Source organism: Sodalis sp. RH19, assembly GCF_047324215.1.
Taxonomy (GTDB): Bacteria; Pseudomonadota; Gammaproteobacteria; order Enterobacterales; family Enterobacteriaceae; genus Acerihabitans.
Map to the genome: position 1 here is coordinate 3,852,041 of NZ_CP178734.1, position 22,054 is coordinate 3,874,094.

Annotated in this window: 17 protein-coding genes; 12 read left to right on the forward strand and 5 right to left on the reverse strand. The window is 59.3% G+C overall.

The annotated features are described in order from the left end of the window. Positions 1 to 55 precede the first annotated feature (55 nt). The 3 genes from ACL2XF_RS17495 (at position 56) to ACL2XF_RS17505 (ending at position 3,566) form a co-directional block, all read left to right on the forward strand. Positions 56 to 610 (forward strand): 5' nucleotidase, NT5C type, encoded by a 555-nt coding sequence (locus tag ACL2XF_RS17495; RefSeq protein ID WP_413727239.1) that lies wholly within the window; start codon positions 56 to 58, stop codon positions 608 to 610. 217 nt (positions 611 to 827) lie between these two features. Next, positions 828 to 2,393 (forward strand): MFS transporter, encoded by a 1,566-nt coding sequence (locus ACL2XF_RS17500; RefSeq protein ID WP_410012298.1) that lies wholly within the window; start codon positions 828 to 830, stop codon positions 2,391 to 2,393. 33 nt (positions 2,394 to 2,426) lie between these two features. Next, positions 2,427 to 3,566 (forward strand): glycoside hydrolase family 88/105 protein, encoded by a 1,140-nt coding sequence (locus tag ACL2XF_RS17505; RefSeq protein ID WP_413727240.1) that lies wholly within the window; start codon positions 2,427 to 2,429, stop codon positions 3,564 to 3,566. Between the two features lie 20 nt (positions 3,567 to 3,586). Here the strand turns inward: ACL2XF_RS17505 and ACL2XF_RS17510 are convergent, their stop codons facing one another. Then, on the reverse strand, positions 3,587 to 4,696 hold the full coding sequence (locus tag ACL2XF_RS17510; RefSeq protein ID WP_410012300.1) for a hypothetical protein: 1,110 nt from the start codon (positions 4,694 to 4,696) through the stop codon (positions 3,587 to 3,589). A gap of 189 nt (positions 4,697 to 4,885) precedes the next feature. On the opposite strand from ACL2XF_RS17510, the gene ACL2XF_RS17515 reads away from it, so the two are divergent. The 5 genes from ACL2XF_RS17515 to ACL2XF_RS17535 are packed head-to-tail and all read left to right on the forward strand — an operon-like array spanning position 4,886 to position 10,117. Then, the gene (locus ACL2XF_RS17515; RefSeq protein ID WP_410012302.1) at positions 4,886 to 5,371 is read left to right on the forward strand and encodes a MarR family winged helix-turn-helix transcriptional regulator; all 486 of its coding nucleotides are present in this window, start codon (positions 4,886 to 4,888) and stop codon (positions 5,369 to 5,371) included. A 5-nt stretch (positions 5,372 to 5,376) separates the two neighbouring features. Next, the gene (locus ACL2XF_RS17520; RefSeq protein WP_413727241.1) at positions 5,377 to 7,473 is read left to right on the forward strand and encodes an FUSC family protein; all 2,097 of its coding nucleotides are present in this window, start codon (positions 5,377 to 5,379) and stop codon (positions 7,471 to 7,473) included. Then, positions 7,470 to 7,679 carry a DUF1656 domain-containing protein gene (locus ACL2XF_RS17525; protein WP_410012304.1) on the forward strand — a complete coding sequence of 70 codons (210 nt, stop codon included), beginning with the start codon at positions 7,470 to 7,472 and terminating at the stop codon, positions 7,677 to 7,679. Before ACL2XF_RS17520 ends, ACL2XF_RS17525 begins: the two co-directional genes overlap by 4 nt. Before the next feature lie 6 nt (positions 7,680 to 7,685). After that, complete coding sequence (locus ACL2XF_RS17530; protein WP_410012305.1) at positions 7,686 to 8,609, forward strand: efflux RND transporter periplasmic adaptor subunit; 924 nt, start codon at positions 7,686 to 7,688, stop codon at positions 8,607 to 8,609. 2 nt (positions 8,610 to 8,611) lie between these two features. After that, positions 8,612 to 10,117 (forward strand): efflux transporter outer membrane subunit, encoded by a 1,506-nt coding sequence (locus ACL2XF_RS17535; protein ID WP_413727242.1) that lies wholly within the window; start codon positions 8,612 to 8,614, stop codon positions 10,115 to 10,117. Between the two features lie 17 nt (positions 10,118 to 10,134). Here ACL2XF_RS17535 and ACL2XF_RS17540 read toward each other — a convergent pair whose 3' ends face one another. Together ACL2XF_RS17540 and ACL2XF_RS17545 are read right to left on the reverse strand one after the other, a co-directional pair. Further along, positions 10,135 to 14,361 (reverse strand): hypothetical protein, encoded by a 4,227-nt coding sequence (locus ACL2XF_RS17540; RefSeq protein ID WP_413727243.1) that lies wholly within the window; start codon positions 14,359 to 14,361, stop codon positions 10,135 to 10,137. Positions 14,362 to 14,646: 285 nt separating this feature from the next. Then, positions 14,647 to 15,696 carry an aldo/keto reductase gene (locus tag ACL2XF_RS17545; protein ID WP_413727244.1) on the reverse strand — a complete coding sequence of 350 codons (1,050 nt, stop codon included), beginning with the start codon at positions 15,694 to 15,696 and terminating at the stop codon, positions 14,647 to 14,649. A 379-nt stretch (positions 15,697 to 16,075) separates the two neighbouring features. Between ACL2XF_RS17545 and agp the strand changes: the two genes are divergently transcribed. The 4 genes from agp (at position 16,076) to ACL2XF_RS17565 (ending at position 19,866) form a co-directional block, all read left to right on the forward strand. Next, positions 16,076 to 17,392, forward strand: a complete 1,317-nt coding sequence (gene agp / locus ACL2XF_RS17550) for a bifunctional glucose-1-phosphatase/inositol phosphatase (protein ID WP_413727245.1) — start codon at positions 16,076 to 16,078, stop codon at positions 17,390 to 17,392. Between the two features lie 81 nt (positions 17,393 to 17,473). Continuing rightward, entirely contained in the window at positions 17,474 to 17,971 is a 498-nt protein-coding gene (locus ACL2XF_RS17555) for a thiol-disulfide oxidoreductase DCC family protein (RefSeq protein ID WP_410012311.1), read from the forward strand. 138 nt (positions 17,972 to 18,109) lie between these two features. Next, positions 18,110 to 18,577: a MarR family winged helix-turn-helix transcriptional regulator gene (locus tag ACL2XF_RS17560; protein ID WP_413727246.1), complete on the forward strand. Its 468-nt coding sequence runs from the start codon at positions 18,110 to 18,112 to the stop codon at positions 18,575 to 18,577. A gap of 26 nt (positions 18,578 to 18,603) precedes the next feature. After that, the gene (locus ACL2XF_RS17565) at positions 18,604 to 19,866 is read left to right on the forward strand and encodes an MFS transporter (protein ID WP_410012313.1); all 1,263 of its coding nucleotides are present in this window, start codon (positions 18,604 to 18,606) and stop codon (positions 19,864 to 19,866) included. 14 nt (positions 19,867 to 19,880) lie between these two features. On the opposite strand, the gene ACL2XF_RS17570 is transcribed toward ACL2XF_RS17565, so the two are convergent. Beyond that, entirely contained in the window at positions 19,881 to 20,849 is a 969-nt protein-coding gene (locus tag ACL2XF_RS17570; RefSeq protein WP_413727247.1) for an MBL fold metallo-hydrolase, read from the reverse strand. A gap of 244 nt (positions 20,850 to 21,093) precedes the next feature. Then, a complete protein-coding gene (locus ACL2XF_RS17575) occupies positions 21,094 to 21,876 on the reverse strand; it encodes an ABC transporter ATP-binding protein (protein WP_410012315.1) in 783 nt (260 codons plus the stop codon). Between the last annotated feature and the right edge of the window lie 178 nt (positions 21,877 to 22,054).

Below are 22,054 nucleotides of genomic sequence, written 5' to 3' on the forward strand. Positions count from 1 at the left end.
GCTCTACGATACCGGCCCGCCGCTGCACGGCGCGGCCTGAAAAACCGGAGGAGCCATGCAGACGATAGCCATAGATATGGATGAGGTGATTGCCGATTTCAACAGCAAAATGATCCGGCATTTTAATGCCGAATTTGGCGAACATATCGGCTTAAACGATCTTGCCGGACAGACTATTCAGCAATTGCGTCCGGCGCTGCGCGAGAAAATCAACCAGATGATCGGCGAGCCGGCGTTTTTCAGCGATCTGGATGTGATCGCCGGCGCGCAGGATGTGGTCCGGGAATTGAGCGGCAAATACCATGTTTTCATCACTACCGCCGCCATGGAATTCCCCGCCTCGTTTACCGCCAAGTTTAACTGGCTGCAAACCCACTTCGGTTTTTTAAGCGCCATGAATTTTGTCTTTTGCGGCAACAAGCGCATCCTCAACGCCGATTTTCTTATCGACGACAATGTCCGTCATTTTGAGCATTTCGTCGGCGAAGGCATCCTGTTTACCGCTCCGCATAATATCCATGCGCGCGGCTATCGCCGGGTCAACGACTGGCGGGAGGTGGCTGATCTTTTTTGTAGGTTTGCGCCGCGGCGGACAGGGTTTGCTGATTAAATGAACCAATGTTTCTTAATAAAAGAAATAAAATTTTATAAATTTGAGCTTGATCGCCCCGCTCTTTATTTTTTTGCCATTCAATCACCGGGTCTGGCAACGGGAGAAAGGTTTCTCGCCGCCCCAGGCGCTAGGGTTGACAGCGACAATGAGGATTACGGTCGGTTGACCGTTTTTTACCATGCCCTGTCAACGCCTTATCCGGGGAAGCATGACGATGAAAATACGCTCCATAGGTTTACCGCAATACCTGGCTTATGGCTCCGGCGATTTCCTGGGCGCGGGCACCACCGCCCTGACCGCCGCCTGGCTGCTTTATTTCTACACCACGTTTTGCGGCCTCTCGCCCATCGAGGCCACCTTTATCTTTGCCTGCGCCCGGGTGCTGGACGCCGTGGTCAGCCCGCTGATGGGCTACCTGACCGATAACTTCGGCGGCACCTGGCTGGGCAAGCGCTTCGGCCGCCGTAAGTTTTTTATCCTGCTCGGCATTCCCTGCGTGTTCAGCTACTGCCTGATGTGGGTCGGCGGCATGGGCTACGGTTATTACCTGCTGACCTATCTGCTGTTCGACGTGGTCTACACCATGATCCTGGTGCCCTACGAAACCTTGGTGCCGGAAATGACCGACGATTTTAAACAAAAATCCAAGTTCTCCGGCGCGCGCATCGCCCTGGCGCAGCTGTCCGCCATCCTGGCCGCCTTTTTGCCCGGCATCCTGCTGTCGCATTTCGGCAAGGACAACGCCATTTCCTTTTTCTACGCCAGCGTGGTGTTCGCGGTGATCTGCGCGCTGGTGCTGACCCTGGTCTACCTGTTTACCTGGGAGCGGCCGGCGGCGCTGAAATCGGAGGCGGTATTAAAGCTTGAGCGTGAAAAACAGCAGCTGACCCTGGGACAAAGCCTGCGGCGCCTGCATATCGAACTGTCCTCCACGCTGCGCGTGCGCATTTTTCGCCAGCATCTGGGCCTGTACCTCGGCGGCTACATCGCCCAGGACGTGTTCAACGCGGTGTTTACCTATTATGTGGTGTTCGTGCTGATGCAAAGCGCCACCGTGGCCTCCAACCTGATGGGGGTGATGGCGATCCTGCAGTTCGTGGCGGTGATCGGCATGATCCCGCTGTGCATTCGCTTCGGACCGGCGCCGTCCTACCGGCTGGTGGTCACCCTGTTCGGCCTGAGCGCGCTCTCCTACGGCGTGCTGTACTACGCCGGCCTGAGCGACACGTTCTCGCTGCTGCTGCTGGTATCGGCCGTGGCCGGCCTTGGCCGGGGCGGCATCAACTATGTGCCCTGGAATATCTACACCTATATCGCCGATGTGGACGAGGCGATCACCGCCCAGCGGCGCGAGGGCATCTTCGCCGGCATCATGACGCTGACGCGCAAGGCGTCCCAGGCCGGGGCGGTAATGCTGGTGGGGGTGTTCCTGCAGCTGTCGGGGTTCGTTTCCGGGCAGAAAGTGCAGTTGCCGCAGGTAAGCCACGCCATCCTGGCCATCCTGTGCATCGGCACGGTGCTGGTGCTGACCGCGGGTTTCATTATTTCCCTGCGCTTTAAGCTGAACCTGAAAACCCACCGCATCCTGCAGCTGGAAACGCAAAAAATGCGCGCGGCCAATCATCCGCTGCCGCAGCAGATCACGCCGGAGGCACGGGCCACCGTGGAGACGCTGACCGGCATGAAATACGAATCGCTGTGGGGCAATAACAACATCGGCTACCTTAACCGCCATAAAGGCGCGCCGGAAAAAGCCGCGCCCACCGGGCACCTGATTTAATCTATCTATAAAGACATCGGCAGGACGACATACATGACTATCTTTAGCGTAAAACACAGCCCGTTGCTCCGGCAGCCTGAATATCTGTTACCCCGCGACCGGTTAAAAGGGTTGATCGGCAAAGTGACCGATAACCTGATCAATATCGAGGATCGCACCGGCGAGTTTTTACTGCGCCTCGACGACGGACGTGTCATCGACACCAAGGGATGGGCCGGGTGGGAATGGACGCACGGCATCGGCCTGTACGGCATTTATCAATACTACCAGCAAACCGGCGACGACCGGATGCGGGGGATTATCGACGACTGGTTCGCCGCCAGGCTGGCGGAGGGCACGCCCACCAAAAACGTGAACACGGTGTGTCCGCTGCTGACCCTGGCCTACCGCTATGAGGATACCGGCAATCCAGCCTGGCGCCCTTACCTGGAGCGCTGGGCGGAATGGGTGATGTACGAGATGCCGCGCACCGAAAAAAACGGGTTGCAGCATATCGTCTATAACAATGAAAACCATCAGCAGCTGTGGGACGATACGCTGATGATGAGCGTGCTGCCCCTGGCGAAAATCGGCAAATTGCTCAACCGGCCGGAGTTCGTGGCGGAAGCAACCTATCAATTTTTACTGCATATCCAGTACCTGATGGATCGGGAAACCGGGCTGTGGTTTCACGGCTGGAGTTTCGCCGGCCGGCATAATTTTGCCCGGGCGCGCTGGGCGCGCGGCAACAGCTGGCTGACGGTGGCCATTCCGGAATTTATCGAGTTGCTGGATTTGCCGGAACAGGACCCCACGCGCCGCTATCTGCTCGAGGTACTGACCAGCCAAATCGACGCCCTGGAAAAATGCCAGGATGAGAGCGGCCTGTGGCATACGCTGCTTGATGAGCCGCAGTCGTACCTGGAAAGCTCAGCCACCGCCGGTTTTGCCTATGGCATACTGAAGGCGCTGCGCAAACGCTACATCGACCCGCGCTACCGGGCAATGGCGGAAAACGCGGTGCGCGGCGTCATCGGCCGCATAAACCAGGACGGCGAGTTGACCGATGTGTCGTTCGGCACGGCGATGGGCAGCGAGCTGGAATATTACCGCCAGATCCCCCTGACGTCCATGCCCTACGGCCAGGCCATGGCCATATTGTGCCTGACGGAGTATTTGCGGGTCTATATCTAAACCCGGCCATCGCCGCTCGCTTAGGCAAACTCCGCAGTATTATTCTCAAAAGAAGCAAATAACGTTGACCGGCTGCCGTCGCGAAAAAAGGCGCGCAGCCCGCTCAACGCGATATCATAATCGTTGAATAAAAACAGCTTGTGGATGACCCTTAATGGCGGCCATCGTGTCCTTAGCAACCCCGCCGCTATAATGATCTGCGACAGGCTAAGCACGGGGACGGCATCGCCCGGCGCCCCGGCGGTGCGAAGGCGCGCGCTTTTCCAGAGCTGATGTAATTGCGTTGTCAGCCTGTTATAAATGACATCGGCGTATGTATCAGCGCTGGAGACCATATCATAATGCCCTTGGTCATTCACAGAGCATTTTAGTATACAATTAAGCCAGATAAGTTTATTACTGCCTTTGAGCACAGCCGTTAATTCTTGATAATAGCTGTCTATATTATTGTTTAGTGCGAAAATAATATTCACACAGTTGGCCTCGTCCAGCTCTTCGGTAATATGCCCGCGCATGCAGACCTGGCCCGCCAATTGTTTTTCCTGCGACGGCGTCAAATCTTTCATCGCTATCGCCGGCGGCGCCATGGACAGCACAATGGCGGCGCCGTCGTCCCTGTCGCCTGCCGCCCAAGCCCCCGCGCCCGCCATAGGATCAAGATACGCCCGCTCGGTGGAAAAAGTCTCGATGCAAGAGCCGGTGCATTCACGGAAAACCCTGATGGCGTCGGCAAAATCCTCATGGGCATACATAACGTCGATGCAGCGCCAGCGAAGATGCGTAAATCCCTTATCGGTTAATAACCGGCTGATGACATATTCCGCCAAAAGTCCGCCGGCACCCAGTGAAATCAGGGTTAGCGGCTGTTGCCTGGGCAAGTCCATGGCAATGATGCGATCGACCAGACAGCGGGTAAAATGGATGCGCGCGCTAAGGGAAGCGGTATCGGCATGTTCAAACCAGCGCATGCCGTGATAAAGGCGATACGCGCCGTAGCGGCAGGGCTGCACATAGGTCTTCAGGATAAAATGATCAAGCGAAAAGCGAGGCGTTTCCGGCGGCCCATCATCAACGGCGTGCAGGCAGGCCGCCTCTCCCAATACATGGCCGGTTAATAACGGATCTGGCATGGCGTAGTCATCCTTATCAGTACGCAACAACGCGTTAGTGGATAGCTATGATCACTATGTATGGGTAATAAACCTAGTCCCGAATCGGCAAAGACTGCATAACGAAAAGCGGCCGATCCGTTGACGCATGCCCCTGATCACCATATAGTTAGCAAACTACCTAATTACATACTAACGATAGCGATGACTATGCCGAAAACCCGCGCGCAGGCGCTGATGGCGATGACCATGGCCCTGGGCCAGCTACAACGGGCCTATCGGGCCAAGGCGGATAAACTGGTCGCGCCGCTGGGACTCTCCTCCGCCATGGCCTGGCCGCTGGTGCTGATAGGCCGTCATCCCGAAGGGATACGTCCCGGCGGGCTGTCGGAAGAACTAGGGATCGAGGGCCCCTCCCTGGTGCGCTCGCTCAACCAACTGGTGGATGCCGGGCTGGTGTTGCGCCAGGACGACCTGGTGGACAAGCGCGCCAAGGTTCTGCACCTGACGCCGGCGGGCAGCGCTATCCAGATACGGATCGAGGCGATGCTGAACGACTTTCGCGCCACGCTGTTCGAGGACGTGCCGCAGGCGGACATTGACGCATGCCTGCGGACTTTTTGCCTGCTGGAACGGCGGCTGGGTATCAACGGATCTTCGTCCCTGGACGACGCGCTAATCAACACGCCGGCCTGATGACCATGACGTTGCCTGCCTTGAGGCTGTTTTCCCGCGCGGAAATGATTTATTCGCTGAAAAGCTTTACGGCGGCGATGATGGCACTCTATTTGTCCAGCCGCGCCGGGCTGCCCAATACCTTCTGGTCGATGATGACGGTCTATGTGGTCAGCCAGCCGCTGGCCGGCATGGTGCGATCGAAGGCGGTCTACCGCCTGTGCGGCACGTTTATCGGCAGCACCGCCACGGTATTTATCATTCCCGCCCTGTCCAACGCGCCGGTGCTGCTGGTGCTGGCCATGGCGCTGTGGGTCAGCGTCTGCCTGTTTATTTCCCTGCTCGACAGAACCCCGCGCTCCTACGCCTTTATGCTGGCCGGCTACACGGCGGCGCTGATCGGTTTTCCATCGGTACAGACCCCGGATTTGATCTTTAATACCGCCATCACCCGGGTGGAGGAAATCTGCCTGGGGATTTTATGCGCCACCCTGGTACACAGCGTGGTGCTGCCGGCAGGCTTGACGGGCAGCGTCATGGGCCTGCTGGACAAAACCTTAACCGATACCCGGCGCTGGCTGAAGGATATTTTTTCCGCCCCGGCGCCGCTTCCTCCTACCGCAGGGGAGGACGGCGCCACTTCCGCGGCGCGCCTGCGCCTGTCGGTGGATATTACCCAACTGCGGCTGCTGGCCACCCATATCCCGTTTGATACCGGCAATCTGGCCTGGACGGCGGGCGCTATGCGTACCATGCAGGACCGGGTGGCGGAACTGATCCCCACGCTCTCCGGGGTGGAGGATCGCCTGCAGGCGCTGTATCGGGCGGAAGGCGGCTGGAGCCCCGATGTGCTGGCGGTGCAACGTCAAATCAGCGCCTGGCTGGCGGCCAACGAACCGCTAATGGCCGGCGTCGAGGTCCGGCTCACCCCGGCGGAGTATCACGACCAGCGCCTGGCGCTGAGGGAATCGGCAACACGGCTGGAATCCGGCGGTAATCACAGCCCGTGGTCGCGGGCGTTGCGCATTTCGCTGGTCAGCTATCTGGAAGAACTGGTGATGAAATGGCAGGAGTGCATAGTGCTGCGCCAGGATATCGCCACCGCCATGCGGCTCGGCGTCATGCCCAGGCGCCGCCTGGCCGCCGTCGGCAACCGGGTGCTGCATCGGGATCTTGGCATGGCGCTGCTTTCGTCGCTGGCGGCCTTTATCGCCATCGGCCTGTGTTGCGTGTTTTGGATCCAAATCGGCTGGGCCGACGGCGCCACCGCGGCCATGATGGCGGCGGTGTTTTGCAGCTTTTTCGCCGTCATGGACGATCCGGTGCCCGCCATCAATAATTTCCTTAAATACACCTTCCTGTCGGCTCCCATATCGGCGATTTATATTCTGGTGCTGCTGCCCGCGGTACATGACTTCGGCATGCTGGTACTGATATGCGCGCCGCTGTTCCTGGTGCTGGGCTGCTACAGCGCCCGCCCGGCCCTGCTTATGGTGGCGCTGCCGCTGCTGTTCGGCGTGGCGGGCACCCTGTCGCTGCATGATACCGCCCATGCGGACGTCACCAGCTTTATCAACAGCACCACCGCCCAGTTATTGGGAACCTTCGTGGCGGCGCGGGTAACCCGGTTATTTCGCTCGGTCGGCGCCGACTGGAGCGCGCGCCGTATCCGCCGGGCAATACGCCGCGACCTGGTGGCGATGGCCAGGGGCGTAAAAGCGCAGCAGCTGCAAATTTTTGCCGTCAGGATGATCGATCGCATCGGCCTGCTGGTGACGCGCATCGCCCAGGGCGAAACCAACCGGCACCATAGCGTCGCCAGGGAAACCCTGCGCGATCTGCGCCTGGGGGTGAATATCATCGCGCTGCAGCAGGCGCGGCGGCATTTTCCGGCGGTGGACTTCGGCGCGCTGCTCGCCCAGTTGTCCCAGTTGTTCCGCTCGGCGGAAAACCTGCCCGCCGTGTCGTTGCATCGCGCCGTCGACCAGGCGCTGGGCACGATGCTCGACATGCCGGAACCCACCCCGCAGTGGCGCAGCGCCATTTCCGCCCTGGTGGGGCTGCGCAATAACCTGTTCCCCGACGCCCCCGTCGCCCTGAACGTTAAGGAGGAGGCGCCATGATTGGCGAAGCCAGTTTTTATGGTCTCTTTTTCCCCTGGCTGATGGTGCTGGCACTGGCCGCGCTGGGGCTATTCTGGGCGGTACGGCGCCTGCTGGCGATGGGCGGTTTTTATCGCTGGGTCTGGCATCCGGCCTTGTTCGATATCGCCGTTTATTTCCTTTTACTTTATGGGATTACCCATGTCACGTATCTTTTGCAGCGATAACCTACGATGAAATCCGACACTTTTGCCTTACGTTCGCGGCAAGCGATCCGCGTATTGATTACCCTGCTGGTGACGCTGGCGGCCATTTGGGCGGTATTGCAGCTATGGGATCATTATGAACTGGCCCCCTGGACCCGGGACGGCCGGGTGCGCGCCAACGTGGTGCCCATCGCGCCGGATGTTTCCGGCCTGGTGACCGAGGTGGCGGTGCATGATAACCAGCGCGTGGCGGCCGGCGCATTGTTATTCGTGGTGGATCGCAGCCGCTATGAACTGGCGGTGCGGCAGGCGGAAGTCGGCCTTAACTCCCAGCGCATCGCCATCGCCCAGGCCCAGCGCGAGGACAAGCGCAATGCCCAGTTGGGCACGCTGATCCCGCAGGAGGAACGGGAACGCACCCGCACCCAGCTCGACCAGGCGCAAAACGCCCTGGCCCAGGCCGAGGTCGCGCTGGACAGCGCCCGGCTGAACCTGCAGCGGGCCCAGGTGCGTTCGCCGGTCGACGGCATGGTGACCAATCTTGATCTGCGCCAGGGCAGTTATGCCACCACCGGCAAACCGGTGATGGCGCTGGTGGATACCGGATCGTTTTACGTCGAGGGTTATTTTGAGGAAACCAAGCTGCCGCGCATTCACCTTGGCGATCCGGTCCGGGTTATCCCCATGGGCGGCAATGGGCCGTTCAAGGGTACGGTGGAAAGCATCGCCGCCGGCATTGCCGAACGCGATCGGCTGACCGGCGATAACCTGCTGCCCAGCGTGAACCCGACCTTTAACTGGGTAAGGCTGGCGCAGCGTATCCCCGTACGGGTGAAAATCGGCGCTTTAGCGCCGGATCAGCGGCTGGTGGCCGGCGAGACGGTTACCGTGGAGGTGGCGGGGTCGTCCAGCGGCATCATTAATCTCCATCCCGTCGCGCAAGGACGCTAGCCATGCCGATGCAAGCCATGATTGCCGGGTATCAAAAATTTCCGTTCGGGCCGGCCTGCGCCATAGTGCTGGCCCTGGCCGGCCTGAACGCCTGCTCGTTACAACCGGTCGGGCCGGACTACCGGGCTCCCGCATCAACGCTGGTCACCCGCGCCGGCAGCTTGCCGCTGGCGGATGAAAAAACGGACGCCCCGACGCAGGCCGGAGCCGCGCCGGCCAGCGCCCAACCGCTGCCGGACCGCTGGTGGCAGCTTTACCGGGATACCAGGCTTGACCGCCTGGTGGCCCAGGCGCTGGCGCGTAATACCGATCTGCGTGTCGCCATGGCCAATCTTGAGCGGGAGCAGGCCTTGCTCGGGGAAGCCGGCAGCGCGCAAAATCCCACGCTCGGCGTTAACGCCAAGCCTTATTACGGCCATCCGTCCGGGCTGTCCGAATTGCAGCCGGGTTATGTGCCGGATAACGCCTGGCACTACGACAGCGGCCTGAACTTGTCCTACCAGGTGGATCTGTTCGGCCAGATCCAGCGCGCCATCGAGGCCGCCAACGCCGACAGCGAGGCGGCCCAGGCGGCCCTTGATCTGGTCAGAATCAACGTGGCGGCGAACACCGCCCGCGCCTATGCCGAGATCTGCGCCACCGGCCTGCGGCTGCAAACCGCCCGGCGTTCTATCGACCTGCAGCGTCAATCGGTGGCGTTAACCGGCCGGCTGCTACAGGCGGGCCGCACCGGTGAACTGGATACCGTACGCGCCCGCGCGCAGTTGCAGCAGCTCTCGGCTACCCTGCCGCCCCTGCTGGCCCAGCGCCAGAACGCGCTCTACCGTCTGGCCACCCTTACCGGGGCGCTGCCGCAGGATTTTCCGCGTGATGTCGCCGACTGCGTGACGCCGCCCCGCCTCAGCCGGCTTATCCCGATAGGGGACGGCGCCGCGCTCCTGCGCCGCCGTCCGGATATCCGCCAGAACGAGCGTCAGTTGGCCGCCGCCACCGCCCGGGTCGGCGTGGCGATGGCCGATCTCTATCCCAAAATCACCCTGGGCCTGGCGGGCAGCTCCGCCGGCTTGATGAACGGCATCGGCGAAAAAGATACCTATGGCTGGAGCCTTGGACCGCTGATTTCCTGGACGATCCCCAATAATGGCGTGGCGCAGGCGCGCATCGCCCAGTCCCAGGCGGCCACAAAAGCCAGTCTGGCCCGCTTTGACGGTTCCGTCCTGACCGCGCTGCGGGAAGTGGAGACCGCCCTGAATAACTACGCCCGGGAACTGGACCGCTACCAGGCGCTGCGCGCTGCGGGTAAAGAAACCCGTGACGTGGCGGAAAAAACCCGCCGGCTGTACGCCAGCGGCAAAATAGGCTATCTGGATGTACTGGACGCGGAACGCAGCCTGGCCGACAGCGACGCCGCCCTGGCGCAGTCGCAGGCGCAACTGGCCGACGATCAGGTGATGCTGTTCCGGGCGTTGGGCGGGGGCTGGGAAACAGCGCAGGGCGCGATAAAATAGAGGCGCACGCCCTGCCGCTAAGGGGTATTGATAAATTCCACCTCGACGGGCAAATGCGCGGGGCGCTGCTTAATCATATTCTTGCTAACGTCGATAAGCTCCAGATCACGCGGCACGTTGGTCATAATGGCTTTCAATTTATTGTCGGCGATGAAAATCTTTTTTATGCCGGCGGGCAAGTTTTCAGACAGGGACTGGATATGGTTTTGGTTCAGGTTGATCAGCCGCAGCCCGGGCGGGAAGTGGGTGTTTGCCAACGTGGTGATATCATTATGCTGTAGCCCGATAGACCTTATTTTAGGTGGCCAGGTTGGCGGCAGTTCCATGATAAAGTTGTGGTTTGCCGACAAGGTAATCAGCGTTGGCGGCAATAGCCGCTGTATATCACTTATCTGGTTGTTATTGAGTTTCAGATGCAACAACTGGCTGAACTGCCATTGCTGGGGTATTTTGTTGATTAAATTAAAGCTAAGATCCAGATTGGTTAATTTGTGCGGTAATACCGCCATTCCCTGCGCTAAAATATTATTCGCGGCGCTGAAAATAGTTAACGTCTCCGGTAACCGGGGCAACTCGGTCAGAAAATTATGGTCCAGGTAAAGACTTTTTAATTTCAGCTGGCTAATGTCGGGTAACGTGGTTAATTCATTATTATTAAGTTTTAACGACATCAATTTCCCATGGCTAATCAGGTTGACCATATTAATCTCGTTATAGCTGACGTCAAGTTCGGACAAGTTCGGCGCCTGCGTGGCGGGAAGTTTTTGTAACTGGTTGTGATGGACGATAAGGGTTTCCAGCTTATCCGCCTGCACCCGGGGTAACAGGCTAAAACGATTATGGCTGATATCCAGGTGCGTTAAATTGGGCAGCGGAACGCCTTGAAAGTGTCGCAGCTCATTGTGGCTAAGCTTCAGTTTCACCACCTGTGGCGGTAATGCCGTGGGTAAAGACCTCAGGCCCAACCCCCTTAAATCAAGTTCCTTCAGGTTATCTCGCAGGCAGAACTGCAATGTTACCACCGCATTGCCGCGCTGTTCGTGGTGGCTCCCGCCGGCTGCCCATCGATGCCATATGTCATTGAAATGGGCATGTTCTTTTGCCAGGAGCAAATCGGATTGCCGGGGAAAAAGCGCCAGGACGCGATGAGCGTTATCCGCTGCAGGAGAAGCAAGGCCGGTATGGCTTAATGTCCCCGGGTAGGAAGGACCCAGGATACGCTGTTGCATAGCAGGCGGCAGGTCAAGAATGCGACGCCATGTCACCGGCGCGGCGTTTTGCAGCATCTCGCGCCCCCGGGCCGTTAATACCCCGTCCGGGCTTACATAGCCCCGCCATTGGCGCACAGAAATGCGCCACCGCGCGATAAGGGCCAGGGTAGTGGTCGGTAATGGACCGATGGCGTTTTCCACCCATGCCGCCAGGTGTTGGGCCGTGACCCAGGCATAGGGCTGGCCGGAAGATGCGGCGGCGAATGCTTTCCCCGCCCCCGGCGCGCCCCGCCCGCCCATACCCTGCTCCAGAATGTTTCGCAACCGTTTGGCCATGGGCAAAGGTATCGCCTGCAATATATTGCCAAGGGCCAACTGGTATTTTTTGCCGAAGGCTTCGCCGGTCTCGGGATTAAAACGGACATAAACGTCCTGGCCCGCCAGCTTATCGCCCCCGAGTTTTACCACCGGCAGTTCCTTGTCCAGCCCCGCCAGCCGAGCCATTATTACCGGTGTAGCGGGCGGCGCCATTACCGGCGGTAGACGCTGTTCAAGCCCCAGGCGTATTTTTTGCCATACCGGTAGTCGGCCGTTCATGAATTCGGCGATGGAGACCAGCTGTTTAAACGTCCGGGCGCCGGCGAAGCCCGCCAGTTCAACGCCGGGATCCATGGCCCTGATGGCCGTCAGGCCAAGCGAAATCATGGCCTGGCGGTTCAGCTCGCGCGACGCCGGCAGCACGGCGAAGTGGACGACATCCGTTCCGGCCCGGCGCAGCGTTTCCCTGAATGACGCGCGCACAACCAGGGCGCCGAGGCTGGCGCGCAGGGCAACTATGCCGCCCATGGCGCCGCGTTGTGCAAATCGGGCCGATAGCGCCACGCCCTGCCCAGCCAGGGGAACCAGGGAAAACGCGTCCGTCAGGCAGGGGATGATCGCCTCCCTGCGCCCATCGTCGAGGCCCGTTAAGCAATCATGAAACGGAACCAGTGACAGCAGGAATTTTTGTGTTTTTTCCCATGACGTTTCTTCAAAACCGAATTGATGCAATTGGTCCATCAGCCGCTGCTTATGCCGCATGACCAAATTTTCGATCAACGGCCCCAGCGTATCGCCGGCACTTTTCATCAGCGGCGCATTGACGGCCTTCTCATAAATTTCCAACTGATAGTCCGGATCTTTTCTCGCCGTCGTGGGGTCCGTCATCAGCGCATAATAATGTGCCGTTATCTTATCCACGCGCTCAAGGCTATAACCCGCCTGCGAGGGTCGCAGGGCAAAAATCCGTATTTCGCTCCCCACGGACGCGGCCAGCAGGTCTACCTCGGGCAATAGCGCGATGGAATAAGCGTGTCGGGGAATATGCCTTGCGCCCATGATATACTTCAGGCTTTTAAAGGCGCTGAATTTTGCCGATATTAACCTCACCGCTGCGCCGGCGATAAATTCAGACGCCACCGACGCCCGATCCTCCAGCAACCGCGACAGCATTAATGCGTCCACCACGGCGTATTTAGCGGCAATATCCTCATTTTGACTCTGGAACAGCGCCGTAGCCTGCGCCAAATCCGGCGACAATGCGGTACGGGTTTGGTATTTCCCCAGCGCCGAGAGTAAAATTTCCGCCGGATTATGGTCGTTTTTATATTTTTCGCCGGCGGCAAAGAACGCCTCGAGGGCAACAGAGGAGGCATTCGTCCCATGGAAGATATTTTCCACCTGCCGTTCTGTCGCCGGCAACCTTTGTTGCCGGCTATAAAAAATCCTGGCCGGCGCGTCAAATAAAAACAACACTTCGGCATCAATCACCGCGGCGCTTAGCATCTCTTCCAGCGAATACCCTAGCTGGAGCAATTCTTCTTTCGACAGGAGAGAACCGTCCAGCGCCAGGCTGTCGGCATAACGCAGCCCGGCATGCAAATAGACCCATTCCACGCTGCCAACATCCATGCCGGCAAAAGGCGCGGTTTCGTTATAAAACCGCAAGGTCGGCATGTCGGCAAAGACCACATTGTCCAGGATATAGCGCTGGGCGGATTGGCTTAACGCCTGGCCCGCGTCCGGGGAAGCCGCGTCCTCTTGCGCCGTGGCGGGGGCCGCCAGCTCAGCTTCGATGGCGGAAAATAGGTGCCTTATGGCCGTGCGCGAGGGGGGATTTTCATCGTCGCCGGACCTGTCGCACACCAGGGCGCGGGCAATAAACTCGCCGATGCCGGGTTTAAAGACCACCGCATCCAGCCACTGGCTGAAAATACGCTGCTGCTGTTTTTCAGATAATAGCTCCGCGCGATACGATCCAAAATCACCCGACGGCTTGCTCAGTTCCCTGGCCAGGCTGGGTAATATGCCGGGATTATCCTGTAAAGAATCAATACATCGGTTGATCAAGGGGTAAATATGATTGGCGACATCGTCAACGGCGGCGAGACGTTCTTTTATCAGCCACGCCGTAATCCGGCGGGTTTGGGCTTTCACTTTATTGGCCGCCGGATCATCCACGCCGGACGGGCCGCGCAAGTTTATGCCATGATCATGCCTGGTTTTTAATGCCGCATGCCGACGCTGGCGCCGCGCGAGCGTGGAGCGGCCGGCGATTACGTCACCGCGCCCCATTTCGGCGTCGCCGGATTTTATCCACGCCGGGTTGACCATGGCGGGCAATATGCCCCCCTCACCCGCTTTCGCATCGGTTCGGGCGAGAATAAGGCTGGCGTGCCAATAATGGCGGCGATCGCCGGCGTTCCCCGTCTGGCGTTCAGCGGCGAGCGGGGCAGCCGGCGATACCGGCGAATGTGTGTTCTTTTTATGCGCCGCCGGCGGCAAAATGCGGGTCGACGTATGAGCCGTGATATTCGTTATAAATAGCAAACTTTGCAGCAGCAGATCCGCGCGCGCGCGTTTAAGCGGGTCGCCGGGGTGCTCGGATAAATAGCGAATGATTTGACGCTGATATTTTTGATCCGCAACGTTAATGGCGGTTTTATTGTGATAAATACCAATACAACTTCTGCTGGCAAGGGGACATTGCGGCATAATTAACTCCGGCAGCGGACATTAAAGAACCTTGGGATATTGATTATAACAGGGGAGAACTTCAATATTACCTAGCGGGACACTGTAAATGACGTGATTTCATTATCAGAGCCCATAAATAAAAATATTATATTTGTTTTAATGAAAGTAGTGTGAAGATAAGTAATTAATAAAATACTTCCCTAAGACGCGTCACGCCGTCATTCGCCTTTTACTGGCATCGGCGCGGCGCATTGATATATGCCGCGCGCCGATGCCTGCAAATATTGCACCCGGCGGGAGGCGCTAGGCTTTATTCGCCTCGTTTAGGCGCTTGCGACGATTCTCGCCCTGGCGCTCCAGCATCCAGCCGGGATATTCCGCCGGCAGGGCGCTGACCTTATCCAGCCGGGCCAGTTCATCCGGCGACAGGGTGATGGCGGTGGCGGCGATATTGTCTTCCAACTGCTCGATTTTTTTCGCCCCGATGATAACGCTGGTCACCACCGGCTGATGCAGCAGCCAGGCCAGGGCGATCTGCGCCACCGACACCCCTTTGGCATCGCCGATTTCGCGCATGACGTCAATACAGTCATACGCGCGTTCCTTATCAACCGGCGGAAAATCAAAGGTAGTGCGGCGGTTGCCTTCCACCCCGGCGGTATGGCGGTCGTATTTGCCGCTTAGCAAGCCGCCGGCCAAGGGGCTCCAGGTCAGCAGGCCGACCTTCTCGCTTTGCAGCAACGGCACCAGTTCCCGTTCCAGGTCCCGGCCGGCGATAGTGTAGTAGGCCTGCAGCGATTCAAACCTCGCCAATCCCAGGCGCGCGGAGATGCCCAGCGCCTTCATGATCTGCCACGCGCTCCAGTTGGAGACGCCGATATAACGCACATGCCCGTGCTGCACCAGATTATCCAGGGCATACAGCGTTTCCTCGATTGGCGTGGCGGGGTCGAAGCCGTGCACCTGGTAGAGATCGATATGATCAAGCTGCAGGCGCTTCAGGCTGGCCTTCACGCCCTCCATAATATGAAAGCGCGACAGTCCCGAGGAATTCACGCCCTGGGTGCCGCTGGCGCCGAAGACCTTGGTGGCCACCACCACGTCTTCCCGCGCCACCTTCAGGTTTTTCAGGGCCTGGCCGGTAATGGTTTCCGACCGGCCTTCCGAATAGACGTTGGCGGTATCGATAAAATTGATGCCGGCGTCCAGGGAGCGGCCGATAAGCCGTTCGGCGTCCGCCTGCTGCAGGTTGCCGATCTGTCCCCACATGCCGCCCTCGCCGCCAAAGGTCATGGTGCCCAGGCAGAGCTCGGAAACAAATAAACCGGTATTGCCGAATGTACTGTAACGCATAATTCCTCCGAAAAAAAATCTCCCCGCCGTGGCCCGCCGCAACATGGACATCCGTGTTTAAATTAAACAAATGCGACGCGCATCAGCGGCAGGCACGGCAGGGAGGGAACAGAGAGGGGATGGATAACAGAACGCGGGGCCGGTGGTAGCGCGCCTACGCTTTGCCGATCCTGAGTATAGACCAGATTAATTTATACCGGATCACGCCGGTAAGCATGGCGGTTTAAGTAACTTTTTGTGTTTTTGTCAGGGGCGGTGCCGGCAGTGTGACGTCGATCCCTCTATTTTCCTTATTAATGACTATTCTGAAAATACTTTATATTCAATAGAATATATTTACCTGCATATAATTGGCATCGGTTTTTTTAGGAAAATATCAATGAAAAGAACACTCCCCGGTTATGCCCTTGGCCTGCTGGCGCTGCAATGTGCCATGTCTTCCGCCCCCCTGCGGGCAGCCGAAAACAACGCCCGGATCCCCGCGGGTTATACCCTGGAGCAAGTGGTGGCGCTCAGCCGCCACGGTATCCGCGCGCCGCTGGTGAACTATGGCGACGCGCTGGCGGAAGCGACGCCGCAAAAATGGCCGGTATGGCAAACCGACGGCGGACTGCTCACCCCCAAGGGCGGCGAAGTGGAACAACATGTCGGCCGGTATTTCCGGCAATGGCTGGCGCAAACCGGCCTGCTTCCCAGGGAGGGTTGCCCCGCGGACCAGCAGGTGTTTATCTATGCCAACAGCCTGCCGCGCACCATTGATACCGCAAAAGCATTTATCGCCGGCGCCTTTCCCACCTGCGGCATTGACGTTACCCATCAGGCCGCCGTCGGCACCATGGATCCGACGTTTAATCCGATCATCACCGCCGAGGTGACCGATAGCTTTAAGCAAAACGCGCTGGATTCGGTTAACCGGCACGCGGGGGACGGCGGCATCGACGGCCTGAACCAGCGGCTGCAGCCGAACTACCGCCTGCTGGAAACCGTATTGGATTATCGGCAAAGCACGGTCTGCCTGCGGGACCATACCTGTGATCTTGCCGCGCAACCGTCGTCGGTGACGCTGACCACCGGCAGGGAACCGGGCATCAACGGCCCGCTGCGCACCGCCACCGGCGCCACCGATGCGTTTATGCTGCAATATTATGAAGGCTTTCCGCTTAAGGATGTCGCCTGGGGCAAAGTGACCACCGATAAGCAATGGCGGCAGTTGGAGACAATTAAAAACCTGTACCACGAAACGCTGTTCGGCTCGCCGGCCATTGCCGCCAATGCGGCCAAGCCCCTGCTGGGCTTTATCGCCGGCGCCCTGGATGTCCAGCCGGCGGCGGATGCCAATCAACAGGCCGCGCAGCGGGCGAAGCTGACGGTGCTGGCAGGTCATGATTCCAATATCGCCTCGCTCCTGGCGGCGCTGCGCACCGGCGATTATCAACTGCCGGGCCAGTTTGAACGCACCCCCATCAGCGGCGCCGTGGTATTTCAGCGCTGGCACGACGCTCGACATAATCGTGATCTGATGAAAATCGAATATGTGTATCCCACCGCCAGGCAAATTCGCAATACGCGTGCGCTGTCGCTTTCCGCGCCGCCGCAACGTGTCACTCTACATATTGCGGGATGTCCGGTGGATGCCCGCGGGTTCTGCCCGATGGCGCAGTTCAAACAGGCGGTACTCAAGGATTTACAGGGCTGACGCCGCAGGCGCGGCGGGAGGCAGTCACCCGGCGCCGCCCGGTGGCGCGGCGCCGGGATCGGTTTTAAGGGGGTAAGCATCATGGAAAACGCCAGACGCAAATCAACCGCGCCGCTGCTCTATGTTATCCGCAATCAACGCCTCACGCCCCCGCCGCATTTGCTGGCCGGCGAGCGGGTGATCCTGTTTGACGGCGAATGCGTGTTATGCCAGCGGCTGGTGCGTTTTCTGATCCGCGCCGACCGGCGCAAAAAAATCCATCTGGCCACGGTGCAATCGCCGGCCGGCCAGGATCTTCTGCGCTGGGCCGGTTTGCCCACCGATAACTTCAGCACCATCGCCTATATCGCCAACGGCGAGGTATCGACCCGCTCGACGGCCTTTTTCGCCGCCCTGGCCGAGCTTGGCTGGCCATGGCGCGCACTGCTGATCCTGCGTTTTTTCCCGCAGGTGATCAAAGACGGCATCTATAACGCCGTCGCCCGCAATCGCTATCGCTGGTTCGGCAAGCTGCCCGCCGGCACCCCGCCCCCCGATGACGGCCAGGGTCGTCGCTACCTGGATCATGGCAGGGGCTGAGGTGTTGCGCTTTACCCGTTGCCATGGCTGAACCCGGGCGCCGTAATGTCATAACAAGTTACCGGCATTAACATCCGCGCGCACTATTTATGAAGGATACCTTTGTAGTTTACCTGTATATCTGCTATTCATTCCGTTATGAAAACCCAATTGCTACCCAACGATGCCGATGCCGCGCGTACCTTGACCCTGGTCAGGGATTTTCGTGTCCTGATCGGCCAGCTGAAACGCCGGCTGCGCGAGGAAACTCGGCCGGGCGGACTGACGCCGGCGCAAACTGCCGTTATTATCCGCCTGGAGCGCGAGGGCCCCATGACCGTCACCGGCCTTGCCCGGTGCGAGGGCATGCGCCCGCAATCCATGGGCGCCACCGTGGCCGCCCTGCAAACGGCCGGACTGATCGGCGCCACGGCGGACCCGGCCGACGGACGGCAGACCTTGCTCTCATTGACCGACGCCTGCCGGCAGTGGGTTGCCGACAATCGGGCGGCCCGGGAGGACTGGTTGTTCCAGGCCGTGCGGTCCAAATTCTCGCCGCAGGAACAGCGGGAACTGGCCAACGCGGTAGCATTGCTTCAACGCCTTGTCGACGACCCGCGCCCATGACCGGCCCAGGCGGTACGGCCACGGGGATGTTCCGTTCATTACGCAATGTCAATTACCGGATATGGGCCGGCGGCGCGCTGGTGTCCAATATCGGTACCTGGATGCAGCGCACCGCGCAGGACTGGCTGGTGCTGACGCAACTTACCCATAATAACGCCACCGCCGTCGGGGTGGTGATGGCGCTGCAGTTTGGCCCGCAGATCCTGCTGCTGCCCCTGACGGGATTCGCCGCCGATTATGTCGACCGGCGAAAACTCCTGATCGCCACCCAGGCGTCCATGGGCATCTTGGCTCTGGCACTGGGTCTCCTGACGGTGACCGGGTTGGTGCAGTTATGGCACGTCTATGTATTTGCGTTCTTACTGGGCTGCGCCACGGCGTTCGACGCGCCGGCGCGCCAGACATTTGTCGCCGAGCTGGTGGCGCAAGCCGACCTGCCGAATGCGGTAGCGTTGAACTCCACCTCGTTCAACACGGCGCGCATGGTCGGCCCGGCCCTTGCCGGGATACTGATTGCCGTGGTGGGATCGGGCTGGCTGTTTCTTATCAATGCCGCCTCCTTTATCGCCGTGCTGGGCTCGCTGCATGCCCTGCGTCACGGTGAACTGTATGCGCGCGACCGGACGATGCGCGCGCCGGGAAGCTTCGCCGGGGGATTTCGTTATGTCTGGGCCCGGCCGGAACTCAAGACCATCCTGCTGATGATCTTTTTAATGGGTACCTTCGGGCTGAATTTCCCTATTTTTATCGCCACCATGTCGGTCAGCGTATTTCATACCGGCGCCAGCCAGTACGGATTGTTAACCTCGACGATGGCATTTGGCTCGGTTATCGGCGCGCTACTCGCCGCCCGGCGCGCCACCACCGGCATCTCACTGCTGTTCACCCATACCCTCATCTTTGGTCTCGGCCTGGCGCTTGCCGCCGTTATGCCCAATTATCTGCTGTTCAGCGTCATGCTGGTGTTTATCGGCGTGACGGCGCAAACGTTAACCACCTCGGCAATCAGCCTGATGCAACTGACCACCGAACCCGCCATGCGCGGGCGCGTTATGGCCATTTTCCTGGCCATCGCCCTGGGCGGCACCCCCATCGGCGCCCCGGCGGTGGGCTGGGTGGCCGACAGGTTCGGCCCGCGCTGGGCAATGGGCATCGGCGCCGCCGCGGGACTGGCCGCCGCGCTGGTCGGCATGTACTACCTGGTTAAATATCGTCACCTGCGCGTGCGTGTCGAACAGCGGCGCCTGCGCTTTATCCTCGACGACGATCCCCTGGCCGCGCCGCGTTAACCCGGCCAACGCGTTTAGCGTACCTCGCCATAACCCACCGGCGTCCAACGGTATCCCTGTTGCCCGTTTTCGCTGACATAACCGATGCCGGGAAAGGTGATATGGGCGCCGGCAATCAGTGTTCTCTGATGCGCCATCAGTTTTAACAGGCCGGCACGGGTTTTCACCGCCTGGGCGCCGTCGGCGTCAAACCCCACCGCCAGCTGCGGATGGGCGAACTGCAGGGCGGAGTAGTGCACGATATCGCCCCAGAAAAAAATACGCTGCCCGCCCTCTTCCAGGACAAAACCGCTGTGTCCCGGCGTATGGCCGGGCAGGGCAATGGGCTGCAGGCCGGGGAGCAGGTCTTTGCCGGCGGTAAAGGTTTTCAGTTTGCCTGCGTCTTTCAACGGCGTCAGGATATCCCGCGCGCGCTGGAAACCCGCCTGCTGCGCCTGCGGCGCCTTGGCGGCCCGGCTTGCCGACAGCCAGTAGTCCACCTCCGGCTTAGCCGCCCAGACGGTGGCGTTCGGATAGGCCGGCCTGCCGTCGGCGGTCACCAGCCCGCCGATATGATCGCCATGCATATGGGTTAATAAAATAGTGTCCACTTGCTCCGGTGCGTATCCAGATGCCTTCAGATTGGCCATTACCTGACCGAAACCCGGGCCCAGCAGTTTGCCGCCGCCGCTGTCGATCAGGATCAGGTGTTCGCCGGTATTGATCAGAAAGCTGTTAACCGATCCGTTAACCACCTTGGGCGCGTCGCCGTCCACTTGCGCGACATAACGTTGCAATTCTTCAGGCGTGGCGTTTTTAAACAGGGTCAGGGGAAAGGTGGAGCTGCCGTCATATAGGGCGGTGACTTCCGCATTGCCGACCATAATCCGATAGTAGCCCGGGGCCTGGCTTTTGATCTGCGGCGTGGCGGCAGCCCACGCAAACGGCATCATTGCCGCGGCGCAGAGCAGGAGAGCGGCGCGGGTAACGGCTTTAATCATCATGATAAGTCCTCCGGCGATGGGTTCAGGTAGTGAGAAGCCTTCCTACCTTACCTGCAATCGCTCACTTTTACATCAATATCATGACTAATCAATGCCCTATCCCTATGCCGGCGTGGCTTAGCGTGGGCCGACATCCCTAGGGAATACCGGCTTGCCATGCTGCCCAACGGCGCGCCTGCCGGGTGTACGGGCAACTATAGCCGGAAGACCGCCCCGGTAAAGCGCCATGCGCGTGTTGCCTTCGCTACTGCGCCCGCTGTTGATGACTGGAGATAAACTGCCGGAAACGTTCGGACGGGTGGTGATTAAATAATTCCTCCGGCGTGCCCTGCGCCTCGATAGCGCCCTGATGCATAAACACCACTCGATTGGAAACGCCGCGGGCGAAACCCATTTCATGAGTGACCACCAGCATGGTGCGGCCCTCCTCCGCCAGCGCCCGCATGACCTTGAGCACCTCGCCCACAAGTTCTGGATCGAGCGCGGAAGTCGGCTCATCGAACAACATCACTTCCGGATCCATGGCCAGCGCGCGCGCAATGGCGACCCGCTGCTGCTGGCCGCCGGACATCTGGGACGGATAATAATTGCGGCGATCATATAACCCCACTTTCGCCAGCAGTTGTTCGCCCCGTTCGATACAGAGCTTGCGCGTTCGTTTCAGCACATGCTGTGGACCTTCGATCACATTTTGCAGCGCGGTCATATGGGGCCAAAGATTAAAATTCTGGAACACCATGCCGAGCCGGGCGCGGATCTTATCAATCTGGCGCCGATCGGCGGGCTGCTGATGCCCGCGCCGGTGTCGCTTCATGACGATGGTCTCGCCGCCAATGGCCACGGTGCCTTCATCCGGCGTTTCCAGCAAATTGATGCAGCGCAGAAAAGTGCTTTTGCCGGAGCCGCTGGCGCCCAATAGGGAAATCACCTCACCCTGGCGCGCATCCAGCGATATGCCTTTTAATACTTCCTGGTCGCCAAAGGATTTGCGAATGCCGATCATCGACAGGGTTATGGGGGAAGGCATACGACGGCTCCATCAAAAAATAACGCGAAGGTGGGACTTGTATAGACAAGAGCAAGCAATTACAGGGCCAATAATGAGCACAAAAAACACTCATGGTAACCGTATGATTAATCATGTTATTCGTGGATTTTTTCCGGGATGGCAAACGTACGCGGCGGCCATACTTCCGCTTTTGGTG